At 72.1% G+C, this 20,610-nt stretch carries 20 protein-coding genes and 1 pseudogene; 9 read left to right on the top strand and 12 right to left on the bottom strand.

The features are described from left to right. Position 1 precedes the first annotated feature (1 nt). Positions 2 to 1,330: a DUF6716 putative glycosyltransferase gene (locus S1361_RS24405; RefSeq protein WP_208033906.1), complete on the bottom strand. Its 1,329-nt coding sequence runs from the start codon at positions 1,328 to 1,330 to the stop codon at positions 2 to 4. A 198-nt stretch (positions 1,331 to 1,528) separates the two neighbouring features. Between S1361_RS24405 and S1361_RS24400 the strand changes: the two genes are divergently transcribed. The 3 genes from S1361_RS24400 to S1361_RS24390 are packed head-to-tail and all read left to right on the top strand — an operon-like array spanning position 1,529 to position 5,011. Further along, complete coding sequence (locus S1361_RS24400) at positions 1,529 to 2,506, top strand: glycosyltransferase family 2 protein (RefSeq protein WP_208033905.1); 978 nt, start codon at positions 1,529 to 1,531, stop codon at positions 2,504 to 2,506. Continuing rightward, positions 2,503 to 3,837 (top strand): alpha-2,8-polysialyltransferase family protein, encoded by a 1,335-nt coding sequence (locus S1361_RS24395; RefSeq protein ID WP_208033904.1) that lies wholly within the window; start codon positions 2,503 to 2,505, stop codon positions 3,835 to 3,837. Before S1361_RS24400 ends, S1361_RS24395 begins: the two co-directional genes overlap by 4 nt. Positions 3,838 to 3,862: 25 nt before the next feature. Then, entirely contained in the window at positions 3,863 to 5,011 is a 1,149-nt protein-coding gene (locus S1361_RS24390; protein WP_208033903.1) for an acyltransferase family protein, read from the top strand. Here the strand turns inward: S1361_RS24390 and S1361_RS24385 are convergent. Further along, positions 5,004 to 5,654 (bottom strand): TetR/AcrR family transcriptional regulator C-terminal domain-containing protein, encoded by a 651-nt coding sequence (locus tag S1361_RS24385; RefSeq protein ID WP_208033902.1) that lies wholly within the window; start codon positions 5,652 to 5,654, stop codon positions 5,004 to 5,006. The genes S1361_RS24390 and S1361_RS24385 overlap by 8 nt on opposite strands. Positions 5,655 to 5,719: 65 nt before the next feature. Here S1361_RS24385 and S1361_RS24380 point away from each other — a divergent pair. Beyond that, positions 5,720 to 7,102, top strand: a pseudogene (locus S1361_RS24380) (FAD-dependent oxidoreductase); the annotation flags it as partial. A 37-nt stretch (positions 7,103 to 7,139) separates the two neighbouring features. On the opposite strand, the gene leuE reads toward S1361_RS24380, so the two are convergent. Both leuE and S1361_RS24370 read right to left on the bottom strand, forming a co-directional pair. Continuing rightward, positions 7,140 to 7,790 carry a leucine efflux protein LeuE gene (gene leuE, locus S1361_RS24375; RefSeq protein ID WP_208033900.1) on the bottom strand — a complete coding sequence of 217 codons (651 nt, stop codon included), beginning with the start codon at positions 7,788 to 7,790 and terminating at the stop codon, positions 7,140 to 7,142. Between the two features lie 62 nt (positions 7,791 to 7,852). Continuing rightward, on the bottom strand, positions 7,853 to 9,445 hold the full coding sequence (locus S1361_RS24370) for an acyl-CoA mutase large subunit family protein (protein ID WP_208033899.1): 1,593 nt from the start codon (positions 9,443 to 9,445) through the stop codon (positions 7,853 to 7,855). A gap of 90 nt (positions 9,446 to 9,535) precedes the next feature. Here S1361_RS24370 and S1361_RS24365 point away from each other — a divergent pair, with 90 nt between their 5' ends. Then, positions 9,536 to 10,366: a L,D-transpeptidase family protein gene (locus tag S1361_RS24365; protein WP_208033898.1), complete on the top strand. Its 831-nt coding sequence runs from the start codon at positions 9,536 to 9,538 to the stop codon at positions 10,364 to 10,366. A gap of 206 nt (positions 10,367 to 10,572) precedes the next feature. On the opposite strand, the gene S1361_RS24360 is transcribed toward S1361_RS24365, so the two are convergent. The 4 genes from S1361_RS24360 to S1361_RS24345 all read right to left on the bottom strand — a co-directional run bounded on the left by S1361_RS24360 (position 10,573) and on the right by S1361_RS24345 (position 14,584). Then, a complete protein-coding gene (locus S1361_RS24360; protein WP_208033897.1) occupies positions 10,573 to 11,682 on the bottom strand; it encodes a hypothetical protein in 1,110 nt (369 codons plus the stop codon). Next, positions 11,682 to 12,344 (bottom strand): RNA polymerase sigma factor, encoded by a 663-nt coding sequence (locus S1361_RS24355; protein ID WP_208033896.1) that lies wholly within the window; start codon positions 12,342 to 12,344, stop codon positions 11,682 to 11,684. Before S1361_RS24355 ends, S1361_RS24360 begins: the two co-directional genes overlap by 1 nt. Positions 12,345 to 12,959: 615 nt before the next feature. Then, entirely contained in the window at positions 12,960 to 13,322 is a 363-nt protein-coding gene (locus tag S1361_RS24350) for a hypothetical protein (protein ID WP_208033895.1), read from the bottom strand. A 14-nt stretch (positions 13,323 to 13,336) separates the two neighbouring features. Next, positions 13,337 to 14,584 carry a helix-turn-helix transcriptional regulator gene (locus S1361_RS24345; protein WP_208033894.1) on the bottom strand — a complete coding sequence of 416 codons (1,248 nt, stop codon included), beginning with the start codon at positions 14,582 to 14,584 and terminating at the stop codon, positions 13,337 to 13,339. A 209-nt stretch (positions 14,585 to 14,793) separates the two neighbouring features. Between S1361_RS24345 and S1361_RS24340 the strand changes: the two genes are divergently transcribed. From S1361_RS24340 to S1361_RS24325, 4 genes are all read left to right on the top strand, one after another. Next, positions 14,794 to 15,243, top strand: a complete 450-nt coding sequence (locus S1361_RS24340) for an ATP-binding protein (RefSeq protein WP_208033893.1) — start codon at positions 14,794 to 14,796, stop codon at positions 15,241 to 15,243. A gap of 266 nt (positions 15,244 to 15,509) precedes the next feature. Further along, positions 15,510 to 16,655, top strand: a complete 1,146-nt coding sequence (locus S1361_RS24335) for a radical SAM protein (protein ID WP_208036743.1) — start codon at positions 15,510 to 15,512, stop codon at positions 16,653 to 16,655. After that, complete coding sequence (locus tag S1361_RS24330; RefSeq protein WP_208033892.1) at positions 16,652 to 16,816, top strand: hypothetical protein; 165 nt, start codon at positions 16,652 to 16,654, stop codon at positions 16,814 to 16,816. Before S1361_RS24335 ends, S1361_RS24330 begins: the two co-directional genes overlap by 4 nt. 84 nt (positions 16,817 to 16,900) lie before the next feature. Further along, positions 16,901 to 17,770, top strand: a complete 870-nt coding sequence (locus tag S1361_RS24325; RefSeq protein WP_208033891.1) for a GNAT family N-acetyltransferase — start codon at positions 16,901 to 16,903, stop codon at positions 17,768 to 17,770. A gap of 76 nt (positions 17,771 to 17,846) precedes the next feature. Here the strand turns inward: S1361_RS24325 and S1361_RS24320 are convergent, their stop codons facing one another. The 4 genes from S1361_RS24320 to S1361_RS24305 form a co-directional block, all read right to left on the bottom strand. After that, a complete protein-coding gene (locus S1361_RS24320) occupies positions 17,847 to 18,671 on the bottom strand; it encodes a hypothetical protein (protein ID WP_208033890.1) in 825 nt (274 codons plus the stop codon). A gap of 52 nt (positions 18,672 to 18,723) precedes the next feature. Continuing rightward, a complete protein-coding gene (locus tag S1361_RS24315) occupies positions 18,724 to 19,332 on the bottom strand; it encodes an RNA polymerase sigma factor (protein WP_208033889.1) in 609 nt (202 codons plus the stop codon). Between the two features lie 128 nt (positions 19,333 to 19,460). Beyond that, complete coding sequence (locus S1361_RS24310; RefSeq protein WP_208036742.1) at positions 19,461 to 19,808, bottom strand: hypothetical protein; 348 nt, start codon at positions 19,806 to 19,808, stop codon at positions 19,461 to 19,463. A 203-nt stretch (positions 19,809 to 20,011) separates the two neighbouring features. After that, a complete protein-coding gene (locus tag S1361_RS24305) occupies positions 20,012 to 20,578 on the bottom strand; it encodes a hypothetical protein (RefSeq protein ID WP_208033888.1) in 567 nt (188 codons plus the stop codon). Positions 20,579 to 20,610 lie beyond the last annotated feature (32 nt).

Below are 20,610 nucleotides of genomic sequence, written 5' to 3'. Positions count from 1 at the left end.
GTCACAGCTCGCCCATCCGCCGGATCACGGGGGCGACCCGCTGGACGCCGTGCCGGTAGGCGCCGCGCGCGGCCCGGCGGACGATCTGCCGGACGGGGCCGGGCGCCTTGTCGGCGGCGGGCGCGCCGGGCAGCGGGACGCCGTCGGGGCCGAGATGGTGGCGGGCGAGGATGCCGGGCAGGTATCCGGGCGCGGTCTCGGGGGTGTAGTAGGGGTTCAGGGGCGGCAGGCCGCCCGGCCGGTCGAGGAGCTTGGCGATGCGCTCGCGGGCGGCGTCGAAGGCCGCGTCGTACGACCCTCCCCCAGAGGGGGTGCCCCCAGCCGCGACGCCCTGCCGGGCCAGCCACTCCTCGTCCGGCACCGGCCGGTGCCCGGCGTCGAGCTGGTCCCAGGAGGCGAGGCAGCCGGAGCCGGTGAAGTGGTGGTTGCCGAGCACCTCGCGCACCCCGAGGTCGGTGAGGACCGCGGTGGGGACACGGCGGTGCAGGGCCTCCAGGGCGGCCGTGGAGCTGACCGTGACCAGCAGGTCGGTGCGGTCCAGCACCTCGCCCATGTGCCCGTAGACCAGGCGGAAGTTGGCCGGCGGGTCCTGGCCCTGGACCAGTTTCTGGTAGGGCAGTTCCTCGATGTGGGTGGTGTGCTCGCCGGGCTTGGAGCGCAGCTTGAGCAGCACTTCGCGCTCGGGGTGCCTGCGGGCGTGCTCGATGAGCCGGCCCAGCAGGTAGATGCGGTCCCGGCGGTTGTCCGGCACGGACGGCTGGGCCGCGAACACCACGGTGAAAGGGTCGTGTTCGCCGGTGTAGGGGGCGCCGCCGAGGAAGGGCAGCGCGACCTCGGTGACCGCGGAGGCGTCGGTGCCGACCCCCTCGTACACGGCCCGGAAGCGGTCCGCGTCGTGGCGGGAGTTGGCGAGGACGAGGTCCGCGCCGTGCCGCAGCAGCAGTCCGTCGACGAGCTTCTCGTAGACCACTCCGACGTAGCCGGTGACGACCACGGGACGCGGCCCGGAGCCCCAGGCGGCGCGCAGCCCGTGCAGCATCGCCTGGACGCCGCCGCCGACCAGGGCGAGGACGAGGACGTCGTACGACTCCTCGGTCATCGCGCGCAGGAACTCGGCTCCGGTGACCTCGCGCAGGAAGTCCGCCCGGACGCCGACCTCGCGCAGCTGGCGGGCGGTGGGGGTGGCTCGTCCCCGCAGGAGGTAGCCGTCGAGCCGGAACCCGGCGGCCGCGGGGGTGAGGCGCTGCGCGGTGAGCGCGCCCCACTTCCACCGGGTGTCCGAGTCGGCGAGTACGGCGACTCGCAGGGAATTCGTTGCACTTGCTGGCACGCCACAGACGCTAGGAAGCGATTCCGAGGTTCCGCCCAACCCGAATGCAACAAACGGTTAACAGCACATCGCCGAATGGCGAATCGGGCCGCAATCGCCCTGTGAAACAGCCTGGTTCACAGCTTCGCCATGTGTCGTTCACCCGGTATCAAGCAGGTCGTCAAGACGAATGGCGGGCCACGCCCTACCGTCCTTCACGTGGTCAAGCTCTCCGTCATCGTGCCGTTCTACAACGTGCAGCAATACGCGCCCGACACACTCAGGAGTCTGAAGTCGAACGCGCGTGAGGACTTCGAATTCATTCTCGTCGACGACTGTTCCCGCGACGGGACACCAGAGATTCTCGCGCGCGCGGAGCGCGAGCTGCCGGGTGCGGTCCTGGTCCGGCACGAGCAGAACGGAGGACTGGCGACCGCGCGCAACACCGGTATCGACCGGGCGCGCGGCACGTACCTGACCTTCCTGGACGGCGACGACTGGCTCGCCCCCGGCTATCTCCCGAAGCTGCTCGCCTCGATCGAGGAGCTGGGCTGCGACTTCCTGCGCACCGACCATGTGCAGTGCACCGCCCGGTCGCGCAGCGTGCACCGGGTGCCGGTGGGCCGGCGGAACACCGTGCTGAACCCGCGGGAGGCGATCCTGCCCGCGGACCGGTCCACCTCGGTGGACTACGCGTACGCGTGGGCCGGCGTCTACCACCGGCGGCTGGTGGACCGGGGGGTGCTGCACTTCACCGACGGGCTGCGCACGGCCGAGGACCGGCCGTGGATCTGGAAGCTGCACCGGGAGGCGGAGTCCTTCGCCGCGGTGAGCCTGCTCGGGGTGTTCTACCGGCGCGGGGTCGCCTCGTCCCTCACCCAGATCGGCGATGTGCGGCAGCTGGACTTCATCCGGGCGTTCGACCAGGTCATCGCGGAGACCGCGGCGGACCGGGAGGCCGGTGTCCTGCTGCCGAAGGCCGTCCGCACCTACTGCGCGATCATCTCCCATCACCTGGGATCCATCGAGAGGTTCGAGCCGGCGGTGGCGAAGAAACTGAAATCCCTGAGCGCGGCAGCCCTGCGGCGCATGCCGCAGGACGTGCTGGACGAGGCGCTGGACTCCATGGACGTCCAGCGCGCGACCCGGCTGCGCCGGCTGCGCCGCCGTCCCGCCGCCGCGGGGGTCGCCGCGTGACCACCCAGATCTTCCAGGCGTCGACGCTGTACGGCACGGCCACGCTCGCCGCCGCCCTGGACTCCGGCTGCTTCCGCCCCGCCGACCGGCGGATCCTGCTGGTCTGCAACAACGCGGCCACGCCCGAGACCTCGCCGGCACTGGACGGGATGCCGGGCTTCGAGCGGCTGCGGGACCGGTTCGACGACGTGGTGTCGTACAACGAGGCGATCTTCCCGTTCCACCCGGGCGGCTGGGCGCCCCGCGGGGACGACCTGCCCTTGTGGGAACGGTACCTGCGCCACGAGTGGCAGCTCGGCACCGATGACGTCGAGCTGGCCGTCGAGTCGATCCAGGTGAACCCGTCGCTGGCGCTCGCGCAGATCTTCACCGGCGCGCCGGTCACCGTCTACGCCGACGGCCTGATGAGCTACGGCCCCACCCGCAACAAGATCGACCCGCTGGTCGGCACCCGTGTGGACCGGGTCCTGCACCTGGACCTGGTGCCGGGTCTGACGCCGCTGCTGCTCACCGAGTTCGGGGTGCCCGGCGAGCTGGTGCCGACGCCCGCCTTCACCAAGGTCCTCGCCGAACTCGCGCCGGTCGGCGATGACTTGCCGGCGGTCGAGGAGCCGGCGCTGCTGCTCGGCCAGTACCTGTCCGCGCTGGACATCCTCACCGCCGAGCAGGAGGAGGACCTGCACGTGCGGATGCTGAGGGGCGCGGCCGCCCTCGGTCACACCACGGTGGTGTTCAAGCCGCACCCGTCCGCCCCGGCCCGCTTCACCCGCTCCCTGGAGCAGGAGGCGGAGCGGCTGGCGGTCGAGCTGACCGTGCTGGACACCCCGGTGCTCGCGGAGGTGCTGTACCAGCGGATGCGTCCCGCGCTGGTCGTCGGCTGCTTCTCCACGGCCCTGCTCACCGCCTCCGCCCTGTACGGCCTCCCGGTCGCCCGGGTGGGCACCGCGCTGCTGCTGGAGCGGCTGACGCCGTACGAGAACAGCAACCGGATCCCGGTGACGATCGTGGACGCGCTGCTGCCCGAGCTGACCGACCGGCGGGCCGTCGCCGAGCAGCGGCGGGGCATGGACGTGGAGGCGCTGGGCGCGCTGATCCGCGCGGTCGGCTTCGCGATGCAGCCGAAGATCCTGCCTGGCTTGCGGCCGGAGGCGGAGGGCTGGCTGGCCCGGCACCTGACCGAGCACACCCTGCGCTACTTCAAGCGACGGCGGCTGACCTCGCTGGCGCTGCCCGGCGGGGTGCCCGCCCAGCTGGCGTTCATCCCGCGCAACGCGACGGTCCGCCGGGTGGCGCGCAAGGCGCGCAGCCTGCGCAGGGGCGCACGCGGTTGACCACCGACCAGGAAGGAAACCGCACATGACCGCTTCCCCCTCCGGCGTCGTGCCGGCGCCGGACCCCCTCATACGCCGGGCGGCCGGGATCCCGGCCGCCCGGGCCCCGCGCCGGGGCCGCCTGCTCGCCCTGGACGGTCTGCGGCTCGTCGCCGCGCTGATGGTCTGCGTCTACCACTACACCGGTCGCGGCGGCGTGGTCTCCGCGTCCTGGCACGCAAGCCCGGACCACCTGTTCCCGTCCCTGTCCCGGGCGGCCGTGTACGGCAACCTCGGCGTGCAGTTCTTCTTCGTCATCAGCGGTTTCGTGATCTGCATGAGCAGTTGGGGCCGTACCCTCGGCGACTTCTTCCGCTCCCGGGTCGCCCGCCTGTATCCCGCGTACTGGGTCGCGCTGGTCCTGATCACGGCGGCGTCCCTCGTGCTCCCGGTCGTCGTCCGCCCGGTCCGCCTGGACGAGTTCCTGGTGAACCTCACCATGCTGCAGCAGCCGATGGGCGCCACGCGGGTCCTCGGGGTGTGCTGGACGCTCTGGGTGGAGGTGCGGTTCTACGTCCTGTTCGCTCTGTTCGTCGTGGTGCGCGGGGTCACCTACCGCCGGGTCGTGCTGTTCGCCTGCGTGTGGACGCCGGCGGCCGTCCTGTGCCACTCGTCCGGCAACGAGCTGCTGCGCCAGGTGGTCATGCCCGAGTACGCCCCCTTCTTCGTCGGCGGTCTGGCGCTGTACCTGATCCACCGCTTCGGCAGCGACCTGCTCGCATGGGGCATCGTCGTGATGTCCTGGCTGCTCGCCCAGAGCGAGGCCACCCGCGGACTGTGGGGCCCGCACCCGCACCGCGACCCGTACGTCGTCATCCTGGTCGTCACCGCCGCCTACGCGGCCGTCGCCGCCGTGGCGCTGGGCTGGACCCGGTGGGCCTCCTGGCCCTGGCTGGTCACGGCCGGCGCGCTGACGTACCCGTTCTACCTGGTCCACGAGCACCTGGGGTGGTTCGTCATCCGGCTGCTGCACCGGGGGCTCGGCCTGCCCCCCTGGCCGACGCTCGCCGTGACCGTACTGGGCATGCTGGCGCTGGCCTGGCTGATCCACCGGTTCGTGGAGAAACCGTTCGGCCCCCGGCTGAAGAGGGCGCTGAAGAAGGCCCGTACGCCGGGGGCGGCCGCCCTCAGCTGATGCCGTACCGCGCCCCGATGCCGGCGACGACCAGCGCGAGCCCCTCCTCGAACTGCCGGTCGTAGTCGTCGAAGAGCAGCTTCCCGGCCTCGGCGGCGAGCGGGAAGTCGGCCATGCGGCGGGCGCGTTCCTCGACGTCGTACCCCTCCCGGCGCTCCCCCGGGAGGGGCCGTACGCCCTGCTCCTCGGTGACGAAGCCGAGGGTGTACGCGTGCGCGGTGCGCCCCGCGTCGACGGCCTGCGCGAGGCTGAGGCCGGCGCCGGTGAGCACCCGCAGGTTCGCCTCCATCTCCCGGGCGTGGTCGATGCCGGTGAAGCGTGAGCCGCTGAAGACCTTGGCGCCGTCGCGGTAGCCGAGCAGCGCGGCCCGCAGCCCGCGCTGGGTCTTCAGCAGCCGCTCCCGCCAGGTGTCGGCGGGGTCGAGCGTGGTGCCGGCGACCATCCGCCGGTACATCTCCGTCGCCATCTCGTCGAGCAGCGCCTGCTTGTCCTTGAAGTGCCAGTACAGGGCGGGTGCCTTGACGTCCAGCTCGCGCGCGATGGCGCGCAGGGTCAGCCCGTCCAGACCGACCTCGTTCAGCAGCCGCAGCGCGGTGCCGGCGACTCGTGCGCGGTCCAGGGGCGCGCGCTTCTCGGTACTCACACTTGACAGCTTAACAGCGTTAAGGGCACTCTCGTCGGCGACGGGACTTAACAACGTTAAGGAGATCTGCGATGGATGTCGTGATCGTGGGTGCGGGTCCGACGGGCCTGACGCTGGCCATCGACCTCGCCCGGCGCGGGGTGGAGGCGCTCGTGGTGGAGCGGGCGGAGGCGCTGTTCCCCGGCTCGCGCGGCAAGGGGATCCAGCCCCGCACCCAGGAGGTCTTCGCCGACCTCGGCGTCCTGGACGCGATCCGGGCGGCCGGCGGCCCCTACCCGCCCCGGCTGCTGTGGAGGAACGGCGAACGACTCGGCACCCAGCCGATGTTCGAGCGGATCCCGGCGGACGAGGGCACGCCGTACACCGAGCCGCTGATGGTCGCGCAGTGGCGGACCCAGGAGGTGCTGTACGCGCGGCTGACCGAACTGGGAGGCCGGGTCGCCTTCGGCCGCGAGGTGACGGGCCTGGCACAGGACGCGGACGGCGTACGGGTGGACTTCGCGGACGGTACGGCCCTGCGCGCGGCGTACGCGGTCGCGGCCGACGGCGGACGCTCGGCGGTCCGGCGCGCCCTGGGCGTCGGCATGACCGGCGAGACGGTCGACCCGGCGCCGTTCCTGGTGGCGGACGTACGGCTGAGGGGCCTGGACCGGGACCACTGGCACACGTTCCCGGGGCCCGACGGCACCGGCCTCGCCCTGTGCCCGCTCGCCGGCACGGACGACTTCCAGCTGCAGGCGCGGCTGCCGGGGACCGCCCGGGCCGACCTGTCCCTGGACGGCGTCCGCACCCTGGTCGCCGCCGGCACGCACCTCGGCGCCCCGGACGTGACGGAGCTGCGCTGGGCCTCCGACTTCCGCCCGCGCGCCGCCCTGGCGGACCGGTTCCGGGCGGGCCGGGTCTTCCTCGCCGGGGACGCGGCCCACGTCCACTCCCCGGCGGGCGGCCAGGGCCTGAACACCAGCGTGCAGGACGCCTACAACCTGGGCTGGAAGCTGGGCGCGGTACTCCGGGACGGGGCGCCGGAAGCGCTGCTGGACACGTACGAGGAGGAGCGCCGCGCGAACGCCGCGGCCATGCTGGAGTTGACGACGGGGGTGCACCGGGGAGAGGTCCGGCGGGGCCGAGCGACGGTCCAGCTCGGCCTGGGCTACCGGGAGTCGTCCCTCAGCGTGGACACGCGGGAACGGACCGAGGGCATAGGCGCAGGCGACCGCGCCCCGGACGGCACGGTGTCGGGCGTCCGCCTCTTCGACGCCTTCCGCGGCCCCCACTGGACCCTCCTGGGAGCGACGGTGCCGGGGCTGCGCTCGCTCCCCACGGCACCGAAGTCCTACGGCCGGGGCATCTTCCTGATCCGTCCGGACGGGTACGTGGGCTGGGCGGGAAGCACGACGGAGGGCCTGCGGGCCTATGCGGAACAAGCGGGAGTGTTCGTGACTCCGTAGGGCGCAACCGCCTCAGGGGACGAAGCCGGCGAAGCGCTCACGCGCCGGCGAGCGACAGCTTCACCGCGAACCCCAGGAACAGCGCCCCCGCCGCCGACGTGGCGGTGGCGGACAGCCGCTTGCGCCGGCGGAACGCCGCAGCGAGCCGCGTGCCGCCGAATATCAGGGCGCTGAGGTAGAGCCCGCTGGCCAGCTGGGCGAACGCGCCGAGGACGACGAAGGAGAGGGCCGGGTAGGCGTAGCCGGGGTCCACGAACTGCACGAAGAAGGCTACGAAGAAGAGGATCGCCTTGGGATTGAAGAGGCTGACGACGAGCGCACGGCGGAAGGGCCGCTCGTCGGCGCCCGGGACGGGCGCGGCCGCCTCGACGGCCGGCTCCCGCCGGATCCGCCACATCCGCCGGGCGGCCCGCAGCATGCCGATCGCCAGCCAGCTCAGGTATCCGGCCCCGGCGTACTTCACGATCCCGAACAGCAGTGCGTTCCCCTGCAGCAGCGAGGCGACTCCGGCGGCCGACAGCGTCATCAGCACGGTGTCCCCGCACCAGACCCCGGCGGCGGCGGTGTACCCGGCCCGCACGCCACGGCGGGCGGCCACGGAAAGGACGTAGAGGGAGTTGGGACCGGGCAGCAGGACGATCAGGACCAGGCCTGCTAGGTAGGTGGGGAGATCGATGACGCCGAACATGCCATGGAGTGTCGCACGGGGGTACGACAGCCGGTCCGCCCCGTCCGGGAGGACCGCCCCGCTCAGAACGCGTCCGCCGGCACATGGCTCCCCCAGACCCCGCGGAGCGCCCCGCACACCTCCCCCACCGTCGCCCGCGCCCGCAGCGCCTCCTTCATCGGGTACAGGACGTTGTCGTCCCCCTCCGCCGCCTTGCGCAGCGCGTCCAGCGCCGCGGTCACCGCGCCCTGGTCGCGCTCGGCCCGCAGCCGGGCGAGGCGCTCGGCCTGCCGGGCCTCGATCGCCGGGTCCACGCGGAGCGGCTCGTACGGCTCCTCCTCGTCCAGCCGGAAGCGGTTGACCCCGACGACCACCCGCTCCCCGGAGTCCGTCTCCTGCGCGATGCGGTACGCGTTCCGCTCGATCTCGGCCTTCTGGAAGCCCTGTTCGATCGCCGCGACCGCCCCGCCCAGGTCCTCCACCCGCCGCATCAGGTCGACGGCGGCCTCCTCCACCTCGTCCGTCATCCGCTCGACCGCGTAGGAACCGGCGAAGGGGTCCACCGTGGCCGTCACGTCCGTCTCGTGCGCCAGCACCTGCTGCGTCCGCAGCGCCAGCCGCGCGCTCCTGTCCGTGGGCAGCGCGATCGCCTCGTCGAAGGAGTTGGTGTGCAGGGACTGCGTGCCGCCGAACACCGCGGCCAGGGCCTGCACGGCGACCCGGACCAGGTTCACCTCCGGCTGCTGCGCCGTGAGCTGCACCCCGGCCGTCTGGGTGTGGAAGCGCAGCATCAGCGACCTGGGGTTCCGCGCGCCGAACTCCTCCCGCATCACCCGCGCCCAGATCCGGCGCGCCGCGCGGAACTTGGCGACCTCCTCCAGCAGTGTCGTACGGGCCACGAAGAAGAAGGACAGGCGCGGGGCGAAGTCGTCGACGTCCATGCCGGCCGCGATCGCCGTACGGACGTACTCGATGCCGTCGGCGAGGGTGAAGGCGATCTCCTGCACGGGGGAGGCGCCCGCCTCGGCCATGTGGTAGCCGGAGATCGAGATCGTGTTCCACTTCGGGATCTCGGCGGTGCAGTACCGGAAGATGTCCGCGGTCAGCCGCAGGGAGGGCTTGGGCGGGAAGATGTACGTGCCGCGGGCGATGTACTCCTTCAGCACGTCGTTCTGGATCGTGCCCGTCAGCCGGTGGGCGGCCACCCCCTGCTCCTCCGCCACCAGCTGGTAGAGCAGCAGGAGCAGGGCGGCGGGCGCGTTGATCGTCATCGACGTCGACACCTGGTCCAGCGGGATGCCGTCGAACAGCAGCCGCATGTCCTCGATCGAGTCGATGGCGACGCCCACCTTGCCGACCTCGCCGTGCGCGAGGGGCGCGTCTGAGTCGTGGCCCATCTGGGTGGGCAGGTCGAAGGCGACGGACAGCCCGGTGGTGCCGTGGGCGATCAGCTGCCGGTAGCGGGCGTTGGACTCCGCCGCCGTGCCGAAGCCGGCGTACTGGCGCATGGTCCAGGGGCGGCCGGTGTACATGGTCGGGTACACCCCGCGGGTGAACGGGTACGCGCCCGGTTCGCCCAGCTTCCGGTCGGGGTCCCAGCCGGCCAGGTCGGCTGGACCGTACACCGGTTCGATCGGCAGGCCCGACTCCGACCGACGTGCCGACTCCTGTGCCATGGCTGCCTCCGCGGTACGACCGGTACTCCGTAGGTACTCCTCACCATGCCCCGTAGTTCGGCGCGGGTCACGCGGGGAAACATCCCGGACATGAGGATCCCGGGGAGACCTGCCGTCCTGCTCGCCTCGGCCGCCGTGCTGGCCGCGCTCTGCGGGTGCACCGTGCAGCCGACGGGCGCCGACGGCAAACGCGGCCTGCCGGTGCAGGTCCAGGTGCCGGGCGGCCGCGGCCACGCGCCCGCCCGGCCGGCACCGGCCACCACGCCGACGCGGCCGGCCGCCCCCGCGCCGCGGGTGCTGTGGTCGCGCGGGGACAGCGGGACCGGCGTGCGGGAACTCCAGGCGCGGCTGCGCCAGGTGGGCTGGCTGGCCGTCGGGCCGACGGGGTCCTACGGGGTGCTCACCGAGCGGGCGGTCAGGGGCTTCCAGGGCAGGCGCGGGCTGCCGCGGACCGGCGCGACGGACGCCGTGACCTGGCAGCGGCTGGTGGCGATGACGCGTCCGCCCGCCAAGTGGGAGTTGTACCTGATGGGCGGTCAGCCGGCCGGCGGGCCGGACCCGCGCTGTCTGACCGGACGGGTGCTGTGCATCGACAAGACCAGCCGGACGCTGCGCTGGATGGTGGACGGGCGGACCCTCTCCACGATGGCGGTGCGCTTCGGCGCGCAGTACACCCCGACCCGCGAGGGTGTGTTCCGCGTCTACTGGAAGTCACGGCACCACGTGTCGACCCTCTACAACGCGCCGATGCCGTACGCGATGTTCTTCAGCGGCGGCCAGGCGGTGCACTACTCGTACGACTTCGCGGCGCGCGGATACGCGGGCGGCTCGCACGGATGCGTCAACGTACGGGACGAGACGGCGATCGCCCGGCTGTTCGCTCAGGTGCGGGTGGGCGACAAGGTCGTCGTCTCCCGGTGAGATGCGGGGCGCGGGCGGGACCGGGGGAACGTGCCCCGCCCGCGCCAGGTGCACGAGCCGTGGGTACGGGGGGAACCCCGGCTCAGTGCGACGGCCGATGACCAGTCGGCTCACTCAGTACTGCGCCGTGGGCTCCAGAAACGTCACACCTCGCGCCGAAAAATTTTCGGCGACCTTGAAACTGCAGGTCACAGGGGTGCGGCCGGTCAGAGCGCGGTGTACGTCGGGGACGGCGACGGGGATACCGGGGCGTGTCCCGGTGCGCCGGGGTGCGCCGGGGCGAAGGCGGAGGGTGCGGGGACGGCGCCACGGTGCCGGCCGCCGCCCTTGCCGCCGCCCGGGCCGTGGTCGCCCTTGCCCCCGTCCCCGTCGCCCTCTCCGTCCTTGCCCTTGCCCTTGTCCTGGTCGTCGCCCTTGCCCTGGCCCGAGTCCTTGCCCTGCCCGTTGCCGGTGGTGCCGCCGGCGGTGTCGCCGGTCGTGCCGCCGTTCAGGGTGCCGGAGGCGGAGTCGCCGGCGGCCAGCAGGACCCTGCAGTACTTGGTGACGCGGGCGGGGCCGCCCGCCAGGTGCTCCAGCGTGCGCTTGCGGCCGGTGTCCAGCTCCTTGCCGTCGCGCAGGGCACGGCAGACCGAGGCGGCGCCGGGCCACCCGGTGCCGTACGTGGGGGCCCCGGAGCCGGGGGCGGTGGTGGCGCCGGTGCCCTCGTCCGCCCCGGCGGCCTCGTCACCGGTACCGCCCGGCCGCCCGTCCGGAGTGCCCTCCGGCGTGCCCGGGACGAGGCCCGGGGTGGCCGGCCCGGTACCGGAGGCGGGCGGCTGCCCGGCCGTCGTGCCGGCGGAGACGGAGGCGGAGGGGCGGGGGTGGTCGTTGTCGAACGGCGTGGGCAGCACCCCGCTGCCGGCGGCCACGGCGACCCCGCCGAGCGTGCCCACGGCCGCGGCCGCGGCGAGCGCCAGGCGCGCCGGGCGGGCCCAGCGGGGGCGCCGGATGCGGATTCCGGTACCGGCCGGGGCACCGATGCGGACCAGTCCGGCGTCGGTTCCGGGTGCCGGGGTGCGCGGGGCGGCGGGGGCGTGGGCGGCGGCGGTGCGCTCCGCCTCGGCGGCCTCGCGGGCCTTGCGGAACGCGGCCAGGGCGGCCTGCTCGCCAGGGAGTTCACCGGCCGCGGGGGCCGCCTCCGCGGACAGCGCGCCGAGCGCCTGGGACAGGCGTTCGGCCTGGTCACGAGCGGAGGGGTCGACGGCTTCCAGTGACTCACCGCGCAGCAGGCGTTCCGCCGTCTCCCGGTCCAGCCACTTGTACTGCTCGTCGGCCATCACATGTCCTTCTGCGTCCGCGTACGCGTATGCGTCACAGTTGCGGACGTCACCGCGCGGTGGCGCGGTTCTCGCTGCGGCGGGAGTGCGTCGAGTCCGCCCGCCGATTCCGGATCGGCGCCGATCAGCTCCGCGAGCCGCTTCAGACCGCGGTGCGCTGCGGTGCGGACGGCGCCCGCGCGTTTGCCGAGGGTCTCGGCGGCGGTCTTGGCGTCCAGGCCGACGACCACGCGCAGGACGACCGCCTCGGCCTGGTCCTGCGGGAGCCGGGCGATCAGGGAGAGGGCGCTGTCGGTGGCCAGGGCCTCGATGGCCTCGCCGGCCGTGTCGGACTCGGCGGCCCGCCCGGTCAGCTCCGTCTCGTCGCCGCCTATGGCGGGGCGGCGGCCGCGCATGCGTATGTGGTCCAGGGCGCGGTTGCGGGCGATCCTGGCGGCCCAGCCGCGGAACCGGTCGGCGTCGCCGCTGAACCGGTCCAGGTCGCGGGCGATCTGCAACCAGGCCTCGGACGCGACGTCCTCGGCGTCCGGATCGCCGACCAGTGTGCGGACGTATCCGAGCAGGCGGGGATGGACCGCGCGGTACACCGTACGGAACGCGGTCTCGTCTCCGTTCTGTGCCGCACACACCGCGGCGGTCAGCTCCGCGTCGTCCCCCAGCACCGTACTCCCTTTACGCCTGTCTTCGGTCGGCGCGAAAGGCACGTTACGGCGTGAAACCACTGCGCGTCCACGTCCGTAGAAGATGCAACTAACTCGTGACCGGGTTCGGGTGTGCGCAGGGTGAGATTCGGAGGTGGCGGGGTGTGACAGAAACGGCACGCGCGGCGCTGAGAAAGGTACGGGCCGTGCGCGGCCCGTCCGCGCGACGGCCGGGGCCTCTCCTGTGGGGGGTGGCGGCCCCGGCCGTTGCCTCGGCCTACCTCTCTGGCCTGTGGTGAGGCCTGGAACAGGCTGCCACTGCGACTAACGCGTGACCAACCGGTCAGGCGCACCCATGCGATGTTGCGGGACAACGCGCTGAGCCGTCCCTGCCACCGGCTTGCGAGCCCCTTCTCCGCGCTCACCGCACTGAGCCATCGTGTGTCCGGTGAGGAGTGCCTCACATTCGCGTAGACCTCTACGGGGCTCCCCCTCCCGGCACCCGGCCCGGACTCGGCGTGAGCGAGAGCCGGCCCCGGAGATCCCTCTTCGTTGCCCTCGGCCCGACCACCTGAAGACGGAAGAAGGCCCCACCCTGGCGGAAACGGCTCGGGCGGGGCCTTCTGTCGGCCACTTCTACTTCACGCTGATCTCGACAGCCTCGAAAATGTCGGAGTCCGTCTCTTGCTGCCAGTCCGGCAGGTCCGGCCAGTCAGCCACGTATCCGGGCTTCGGGTCCTCGAAGTGCTTGTACATCTGCGCTGTCCAGCACGTTGCGACAAAGCGGCCCTTCTGCTCGCGCGACAGCCGGGTCGCGTGCCCACCGCTCAGTTCGAGGAACTGGCGCACCTGCTCGTACACGGCGCCGGCGGCCTCGCGTTCCCACTCGGGCGTCTCCTCCCATGGGGTCACGTAGCTCGGCTTGGGCTCGCCGGGAAAGTGCTTCCGCACTCCAGCGATCCACGCCTCACGGAAGACCCGCGCGCCCTCGTTGGTCATGCCATCCCCTCTCGTCATGCCGGCAGGGTGCCGATCTCGGCCGTCAACTCGGCAATGCGCCGGTCGCGTCCGAAAGTGCCCAGCTCGGCAGTCAGGGTTTGGAGTCTACGGGCGACGTATCCGGACCCGGACTCGCGCGCCAGGCGGAGGGCTTCGAGCCCGTACTGCACGACCTGATCCGAATCCTTCCTCTTGGCCCCGATGGCGGCCAGGTCGACGAGCACAGCGCCACGGCGGCGGAAGGATTGGCCGGAGGCGAGGGGCTTGAGCCGAAGCGCGTCCTTGAGAGCGGCCTCGGCGAGGACGAGCCGGTTGAGCTGCAAGTACCGGGCGCCGCGCTCCTCGGCCAGGCGGGAGCCGTCGAAGCGCAGCCATCCACCGTTGGAGACCTCACCGCTGAGGTTGGACACCTTCTCCGCTTCGTCGAGCGCCTCCTCACAGGCGTCGAAGTCACCCATCCACGCGTACGCCTCGGCCTGAACCGCTGCCGCCCAATGCCGCGTCGAGAGGCTGCTGTCCCCGTGAAGGGCGACTCGACGTGCCGCGCCGAGTGTTTCCGCGGCTCGCCGGTAGCGCTCCTCGGAAAGATCCACGTACGCACTACGAATGAGCGCACAGGCCCATAGATCGTAGTTGCCTGCCTCCTTGCTGGCGCTGGCGGCCAACGAGTACGAGGCCGTCGCGTCACCGTAGCGGTTGGCGTCGAAGGCCAGCTCTCCCGCAAGCTGGAACAGGTCACCGGCGGCGAGGCAGAACACGTTCGCTCGATCACCACCGCCCCGAAGGGCGTCGTTCAGGGCTCCGAGCTGAGACTGAACGATGGAACGCACCGAGTGCTTGGCACGGGCAAGTTGGTAAACCTGCCAGAGGTGGCCGTTCATGCGCTCGAAGTCGTCGGCGCCGCCTCGTAGCGCGCCTTCCGTCAAGGCGTCCGCGCCCTCCATCGGCACGGCGGCGAGCGCGCCGGAGACCGCCATGAGGCGCAGAAACTCGCGTCGGATCATCTCTTCCGTGTCCCCCGAGCCGCGGTGGGCTTTCGATACCACCCCCTGCGGCTCCGGCAGAGCTTCGGCCGGGCCCAACAGGGCGTCGAGTTCATCGAGGTCGATCTGTAGCACCTCGGCGACCTTCGGCCGCTGGTAAGGCCGGGGCTTCGATCGGCCTCTCTCCCAACGGCCCACGGTGCGCCGATCGACGCCGACCGCGAAGGCGAACCCCTCTTGGGTTAAGCCCCGGGCTTTACGCCTCTCGGCAAGGCTCATGTAGGCCCCCTTCCCCGGCTCCTGCTGCTCTCAATCATGGCGCGTGTCCCATGTCCCCGAGATGTCCCACCACTGACTCATGGATGCCGTGGCCCGCACGTCTTACGCGCGGAACGCTGGACTCCCATCCGATGAAACCGCCGTCAGTCAGCGAAGGAAACGCCGTGAGGACCGTGATGAGCAGAGATGTCTCCTACGCTGGCGGGAGCGTGGCTGAGGTGTTCCGTCCCCGAGCCGAATCGGTCGGGGCCGCACGTGAGTTCACACGACGGGTCCTTGCCGGCGTCGGCTTGGATGTCGACGACATCGTGCTGTGCGTATCCGAGTTGGTCGCGAACGCAGTGCAGCACGGTTCCGCTCCGGGCCGCCGATTCAGGCTCAACATCGAGATCGACGACCACAGGGTCCGGGTCGAGTGCCAAGACACCGTACGGAGGCGAGCCCGGCTCCGGACGCCCTCGATCGAGGACGCGGGAGGGCGGGGACTGCTGCTCGTTCAGGCGTTGACGAGCCGCTGGGGCGTAGACCCGCGTCCCCCCGGCAAGGTCGTCTGGTTCGAGATCGACCGTTCACCAGACGAAGAGACCGAGCGAGACCGGGCTGAAGGAAAGCGTCAGTCCCCACCACGTCGCCAGGGAACTCCCCCGCTGCATGCGTGAGCACCTTGGCGAACAGATGGCGCTCGTGCCGCTATACGACCTGTGTTTCTCGACTACATCCACGTGCGGATTGTCGGCATGCGGACGGTCCGTGGCAGCGGGAAGGTGCTCATCTTCCGCAAGCGGGAGACGTTCCTGATCAAGGGGGGCAAGGACCACCTCCCGCCCGCTCGGACTCTGACATCCCCACCAAGACAAGGAGTGCAGCGATGGGCCATCTTGAGCCCGAGGAAGCCGAGGACGCCACCAGGCGCGAAGCAGCTCTCATGGAAAGGTCGGCGCCTCAACCCCGTCTCATCGCCAGCCCGTTCCTCGACGGCCACCTCGTCGTTCGACCGGGCAGCACGTCGGCGCTACGCATCCCCGCCGGCCACTTCACCGAACTGGCCGCGGCCTCGGAGTCCCAGCAGCCGGCGCCACCCTGGCTGCGCGCGGCCGTTCTGCAGCGCTGGGGCCTCGAAATGCCCGGCGGGCCGCTCGCCGACTCCGTACTCGTGCGCAAACCGTCCCCCTACGACTTCGGTCGCGCGAGCTGGGAAATCAACCTGGGCTGCAACCTGGAGTGCCCACACTGCTATCTCGGCGTGAAGGAATTCTCCGGACTGACCTGGCAGCAGAAGGTCCGGCTACTGGACATCATGCAAGACGCGGGCGTGCTCTGGCTTCAGATCACCGGAGGCGAACCCACCATTGACCGCGACTTCCCCGGCGCCTACCGCTACGCCTTCAACCTGGGGATGATGCTCACCGTCTCCACCAACGCCACTCGGCTGTGGAATCGGGACATCCTGCGTCTCTTCCGGGACTCCCCTCCGTACCGGATCGTCGTCAGCATGTACGGCGCCACAGAGGAGACGTTCGACCAATTCACCCGGCGCCGGGGGGCATGGAAGGCGTTCAAGCGCGGTATCGACGCCGGCCGAGCTGCTGGCCTGCCGTTACGCCTGAACTTGATCGTCACCAACGAGACAGCGCACGAGGCCGATCGGATGGCCGCGCTCTCCGATGAGTGGGGCATCCCTCACCACGCTTACACGAACATGACGCCGACCATCTACGGCGGCCCGGAAAGCCTCATCGCCCAGTCCACTGAGCACCTGCGCGAGCGCAAGCCGTTCACCGGCTGCAACGCGGGGGTGACGTTCTTCCATGCCGACCCATACGGGATGGTCAGCATGTGCAAGGTCGGTCGGGACGATCAGATCGACCTCCTGTCCGAGGGCATCGAGGGACTGCGCCGGCTGCCTGGCATCTCGGACCAGCTCATGCTTCGCACCGGGGGCTGCGAGGGGTGCGCGCTATCCGGCTCCTGCCGCGTGTGCCGCCCGCTCGCCAAGCAGTTCCAGGAGGCGAAGGCACCACTGATCAATTACTGCCAGCACGGTCTATCGAAGGAGAAGCTGAGCCTATGAGCGCCGTACCCGTGACCATCGGCCGCAAGCCCCCGGTCATCCGGCCGGAGCTTCCGGTCGCGATGGTCGCAACCCCGGCCATCGCCCCGGTCGACGACCTCGACGACCTACTCGAAGGGGTCGCCTGCTCGTGCAGCGGGAGTGACGACAACCCCCACTGACCTGCAATGATCAGTTCCGGTCAGGCCCTGGCGTACTTCGCGCCAGGGCCTGTTCCGTGTGTGCGTGGCGAGTAGGGTGCGGTCATGCGATTCCGCTGGGACTGGCTGCGTCCAGTGGTGACGGTGCCCTTCGTACCGACCATCGGCCCCGTGCATCCCTCGGTGCTCACCGAAGATCTGTTCACCGACACGTTGACTGCGGCCTCGACCGATCAATGGTTCCTGCGGTACGACAAGGACATCCGCTGGTCAGAGAGCAAAGACGAGAGCGTTCTCGCCGAGGACATCGTGCATCGGCCCCACGAGACGCTGATCCCCAGCCTGTCCCGTCGAGGCTCCGGGACGATCAAGGTCCACGTCTACGGCATGGAGGCCGAAAGCCTTCTGACAGCCTCCGAGTTGGCCCGGAAGCTCTCCGCCGTCCACGGCGCTGCGAAAGCCCACGTCGTCCGCTTCCTCGGTCCGGAGGTGCCCACCAGACAAGGCACCCGTATTCAGCTCATGGACTTCAAGGCAGCACTGTGCCCGGCGCCTGTCGGGCCCGTGCGTCCCTTCGACGAGTGGCCACAGGGGGCGAGGGAATCCTTCGCCGACTTCGCCCGTCAGATGGCCCCCGACGGCTTCGCCTTCCTCCACGACCAGATGCAGGCCGGACAGGTCGGCCCGGTCCTCACGGCGGTAGTCGCCGGCAAGGTGGTGGGCGCCATCGGACCCATGGAGATCCGCCCCGACGCCATCGGGACGTCGCAACTCATGCCGCAATACTTCGGCGTTCTGCCGAAGCATCGCGGCTCGGGTCTGGGTCGCTTGCTGTGGCGAGCTGCGATGCACTGGGGGCAGACCAGCGGAGCTGCCTATCAGCTACTCCAGACGGAGGTAGGCGGGCCCTCCGACCGCTTGTGTCGATCCGAGGGCCTCGCGTCACTCGGCTTCAGCTACTCGCAGGCTGCCTGACTCCTGAAATACCAACAGGGCGGTAAGCGAAACCTCTGCTGGACAACGTGACGCCTGTTCAGGCGCCCTACGGCACCTAGCGCTTGCCGCCGGTCGGCTTCCCGCGGTCGGCGCCCCTGCCCTCGCCCTTGCCGGTGCCGGGGTCGCCCGAATCGACGGAGGTGCCGGAGGCGCCCCGGTCACCGGATTCGCCGGGATCGGCCGTCCTGCCGGTGCTCCGGTCCTGCGTCCGGGCCTCCTGGGCGGCGCAGTAGGCCGCGACCTTCTCCCGGCCTCCCGCCGCCGCGACCAGCCGCTGCCAGGCCGTCGCCTTCAGGGCACCGCCCCGCTGCCCCGCCTGCGCGTAGGCACGGCAGTGGGCCAGGGTGTCCGCGGCGGTCGTCGGACGCGCGGCCTCCCCGGAGGGCGCGGGGGAGCCGGTGTCCCCCGGCCCGGCCGCCGTGCCGTCGGCCGTGGCGTCCGCCGCCGGGGCGGTGGGGGCGCTCGCCGACGGGTGCGTGGAGCGCGGGGCGGGCCGGCCGTCGTCGTCCGGCCCGGACCGTGCCGAGCCGATCGCCGCGACGGCGACTCCGCCCAGCGTGAGACTCGCCAGCGCCAGCGAGAGGGTGGTCCGCAGGGCGCGGCGGGGGCGGCCGGGCCGCCAGTCGTCCCGGGCGCGGGTCCTGGCGTCGTGCGCGCCCGCCTCGCGCGCGGCCCGGAACGCGGCCACGGCGCCGCGCTCGGCCTCGGGGTCCAAGTCCCCGGCGCGCAGCGCGGCACCGATCCGCGTCTCCAGGTCCGGCAGGCCCGCGGGGGTGCCGGCCGGCCCGGGCGCGGCGACGGTGCCGTCAGGGTGCGCGCGCCGACGACCGGACGGCCCGTCACCGCTGTGCCGTTCGCCCATGCCCGTTCCCGTCCTCATCCGGTCCGCGCTTCTGCATACGCGTCCCGCGCCCGGTGTCGTTCATCTCGGCTCACCCCGGCGTCGGCGGATCGGCGTCCGTCGCACCGTCGGTGCCGAGTTGGCGGGCCAGGCGGCGCAGTCCCCGGTACGCGGCGGTGCGGACGGCGCCGGGGCGTTTGCCGAGGACGCGGGCGGCGGCCGGCCCGTCGAGGCCGACGACCACCCGGAGCAGCACCGCCTCGGCCTGGTCCCGGGGCAGCCCGCGCACCAGGTCCAGCGCGCGTTCCGTGGAGAGCGACTCCAGGGCCTGGTCGTGGGTGCTGAGGCGGCCGGGCAGCTCCAGGGCGTCCTGTTCGAGCTGCGCCGCCCGGGGCCGTACCCGCTGCCGGCGCAGATGGTCCAGCGCGCGGTGCCGGGCGATGGTCGCGGTCCAGCCGCGGAAGCCGGCACCGTCGCCCCGGAACCGGCCGAGGTCGCGGGCGATCTCCAGCCAGGCGTCGGAGGCGACGTCCTCCGCGTCGTCGCCGACCAGGCCCCGCAGATAGCCCAGCAGGCCGGGCTGCACGATCCGGTAGGCCACCGCGAAGGCGGTCTCGTCACCGTCCTGGGCCCGCGCGACGGCCGCGCCCAGCTCCCCGTCCCGCGGCTGCGGGCGGCGGGGTTCCCCTCCCTGGCCCAAGACCGTCCTCGTTCGTGCCGAGTTCCTGGCCACTGCGTGGCGCTTCCGTCACGGTGCGACACGCTCCGGCCGTGTCCGCCGCCCTCCACGATCATCAGCGTCGGCCCCGACGGAAGTGTCACAGGCAGTCAGCCGGAGGCGGCCGCGGTCGCGTCCCGGCACAGCAGCCGGAGCGAGCCGTGGCCGGCGTAGCAGCGGCGGGCCTCGTCGATGGGGTCCCACATCCGGCCGTCGGGGGTGCGCAGCCAGTGCTCGCCGCCGGTCGCCCACCACTCGGCGCCGGTCTGCCGGACAATCACCTCGCCGGCGTAGGCGCCGAAGCCGCGCAGCACGTTCTCGACGGCCGCGTACGGCGGCCCCTCGCGGCTTATCTCCTCGATCATCCGGTCCACCCGCCACAGGCTCTGCGCCGAGTAGTCGAGCCGGACCCGCGCGCCCTCACGCATGGTCGCCACCGCGTCCGCCGCCCACCGCACGGGCTTCGCCGCGGCGTGCGGCCTGGTCTCCTGCTGTGCTGTCCCGTATCGGGCCGTCACATGAGCTGTCGCATCGGCTGTCACATAGGGAAGAGCGAGCCGAGGCGAGGTTCCGTCACCGGGCTCCGAGGCGTTTGTCCGAACGTTCGGCCAACCGTCGCAGGACCACCCCAGGTCCGCCGCACGAAGGTCACAGGCCCTCGTCAGGCCCCCGGTTCCACGGCGCTGCGCGCCCGGCGGGAGACCACCGCGCGCAGCACCCGGCGGCCCTCCACCGACACCTCCAGCGCCCCCCGCAGGCCCTGCGCGCCGTGCCCGGCGAGGAGTTCCAGCACCGTCGCCTGGCGGCGCAGCTCGGCGGCGACGAGCGGCGGCAGGCCGGCCGTGTCGCCCGCGCGCCCGGCGTCGAGGCCGTCCGGGGCCGGGCCGTCGTCCGTGGCGGGGTCGAGCAGCCGGTGGATGCGCAGCGAGGCGACCGAGCAGGCGTCGGCCCAGGGCCGTAGCGCGTCGGCGGTGCGCTCGGCCGGTGCCGACCGGAGCATCCGGCCGGCGAGCCGCGCGGCCTCGTCGGCGGGCTCCTCGGCGCCGAGCGCCTCGCGGGCCCGGGTCAGCTCCACGGTCCAGTCGGAGCCGTCGGCGAGGCGTGCCCACAGCGGGCGCAGCAGCTCGTCGTCGCCGCCGAGCAGCGGCAGACACCGATCCAAACAAGCCAATCCGCTGGCGGACAGCCCGCGCTCGTCGGCCTGTGCGATCAGGTCCACCAGGCTCATGAATGCCTCCCTCGCCAGGGCGCCGACCGGTA

It is taken from the genome of Streptomyces cyanogenus, assembly GCF_017526105.1.
Classification (GTDB): Bacteria; Actinomycetota; Actinomycetes; order Streptomycetales; family Streptomycetaceae; genus Streptomyces; species Streptomyces cyanogenus.
This window is presented reverse-complemented; position numbering and strand designations above follow the sequence as displayed.

Excerpts from the sequence above, each read along its gene's own strand:
- S1361_RS24390 (WP_208033903.1), top strand. The coding sequence starts at position 3,863 with ATGACCGCTTCCCCCTCCGGCGTCGTGCCGGCGCCGGACCCCCTCATA.
- leuE (WP_208033900.1), bottom strand. The coding sequence starts at position 7,790 with ATGTTCGGCGTCATCGATCTCCCCACCTACCTAGCAGGCCTGGTCCTG.
- S1361_RS24370 (WP_208033899.1), bottom strand. The coding sequence starts at position 9,445 with ATGGCACAGGAGTCGGCACGTCGGTCGGAGTCGGGCCTGCCGATCGAA.
- S1361_RS24365 (WP_208033898.1), top strand. The coding sequence starts at position 9,536 with ATGAGGATCCCGGGGAGACCTGCCGTCCTGCTCGCCTCGGCCGCCGTG.
- S1361_RS24360 (WP_208033897.1), bottom strand. The coding sequence starts at position 11,682 with ATGGCCGACGAGCAGTACAAGTGGCTGGACCGGGAGACGGCGGAACGC.
- S1361_RS24350 (WP_208033895.1), bottom strand. The coding sequence starts at position 13,322 with ATGACCAACGAGGGCGCGCGGGTCTTCCGTGAGGCGTGGATCGCTGGA.
- S1361_RS24345 (WP_208033894.1), bottom strand. The coding sequence starts at position 14,584 with ATGAGCCTTGCCGAGAGGCGTAAAGCCCGGGGCTTAACCCAAGAGGGG.
- S1361_RS24335 (WP_208036743.1), top strand. The coding sequence starts at position 15,510 with ATGGAAAGGTCGGCGCCTCAACCCCGTCTCATCGCCAGCCCGTTCCTC.
- S1361_RS24330 (WP_208033892.1), top strand. The coding sequence starts at position 16,652 with ATGAGCGCCGTACCCGTGACCATCGGCCGCAAGCCCCCGGTCATCCGG.
- S1361_RS24325 (WP_208033891.1), top strand. The coding sequence starts at position 16,901 with ATGCGATTCCGCTGGGACTGGCTGCGTCCAGTGGTGACGGTGCCCTTC.
- S1361_RS24320 (WP_208033890.1), bottom strand. The coding sequence starts at position 18,671 with ATGAGGACGGGAACGGGCATGGGCGAACGGCACAGCGGTGACGGGCCG.
- S1361_RS24305 (WP_208033888.1), bottom strand. The coding sequence starts at position 20,578 with ATGAGCCTGGTGGACCTGATCGCACAGGCCGACGAGCGCGGGCTGTCC.